The organism is Parasphingomonas frigoris (assembly GCF_036663815.1).
GTDB lineage: Bacteria > Pseudomonadota > Alphaproteobacteria > Sphingomonadales > Sphingomonadaceae > Sphingomonas.
Genome location: NZ_JAXOJQ010000050.1, coordinates 1 through 1,338, shown reverse-complemented (window position 1 = coordinate 1,338; position 1,338 = coordinate 1). Strand labels below are relative to the sequence as shown.

1 pseudogene is annotated in these 1,338 nt (G+C 71.0%); it reads right to left on the bottom strand.

Going from position 1 to position 1,338, the window contains the following annotated elements:
* A pseudogene (locus U1872_RS22350) lies at window positions 1-1,024 on the bottom strand (hypothetical protein); the annotation flags it as partial.
* Window positions 1,025-1,338: the final 314 nt, after the last annotated feature.

Sequence of the window (1,338 nt, the reverse complement as noted above, 5' to 3'; positions counted from 1 at the left end):
CGCCCCACAACTGACGCAGGGCGTTTAGCCGGGAGTCCGGATTGCGATCGGCGTAGGCGGTCTGGAGATCGTTGGCGGTCGCGGTCGCAATGCTCTGCGCATCGTCGTCGGTCGCAGCGGCAGCATAGAGATCGACGAGCGCGGCGCTGGATAGCACCCCCTGCCCCGCCGCAGCTTCGGCCGGGGCCAATCGGTCGCCGAGCGCGACGGACGGCGACAGCGCCTGCCAGTATTTAACCTGCGGCCCCGCCGTGCCGTACAGCTCGTCCGGCACCGTGACTCCGGTCGCCATCGCCAGCCCGAACCGCCATGCGGTCAGCCGGTCGACGCCGTCCCATTCGATCGTCACGGCCTGACGCCCCTGCGCGCCGGCGCCGACGACCTTCTGCGCGAGCAGCAGATCGACGCCGCTGGCGACGTTGCGGCGCTTTGCGGTCGCGACCAGCGGGCTCGCCTGTGCGGGATTGCCCGACAGCCCGGCGCACATCGCCTGTGCCATCGTCCAGCCGCGTGCCGGAGCGTACCGCATCGCGCCTGTCACCAGCGGGCACAGGCCAGCCGGATCGCCGGTCGCCAGCGCGGTGTTCATCGCGACCTGATAGAGTTTGGGCGTATAATTATCGGTGTCGACGCTCTGCGCGACAGCCCGCGCGGCGACTGATTCGCCCATCCTTAGCAACAGCCACGCGCGCTCGGCGGCGAAGTCGGCGCCGTTGGTGCGACTGGGCGTATCGACATGCGACGCCAGCGCGCGGCGCAACAGGATCGACATCCAGCGCGACGGCAGCGGCGCACTGAGGCGGCGCATCAGCGTCTCGACATATTGGCCGTCCGCCTCACCGAACGCATCGGTATCGAGCCCGCCCTGGCTGGCCGTGACCGGCCCCACGGTGGCAAGCGAGCGACGCGCGAACTCCGGCATCTCGTACCGTGCCAGCACGGCCGGATCGATCGGCGCGGGCGTCGCGACGGGTGGCGCCAACGGCGCGTCGGTCGGTGTCGTCGGCGGCAACGGCTGGATCATCGCACCCGGCTGTGCGGGTGCCGGCGACGGGGCACTCGGCTGGGTCGTACCAGTCGGACGCGCAGGCTGCGTACCCGTCGGAGGCGTGGGTCGCGGTGCTGGCGCAGGGGTCGGCTCGCCGAATCCCGGTGGCAGGATCGATTCGGGACGATCCTGGCCGATGGCGGGCGCCAGCGCGACTAGAGCTCCGACGGCAACCGCCGCCGCAAGGGATGCCTTAAGAGAGGTTCGCAAGCGTCACGGCCTTCTCGACGCGGCTCTGCGGACGCTCGGTCGCGCGCCCGGCCAGCAGGAACAGGCCGCCGACCACCACG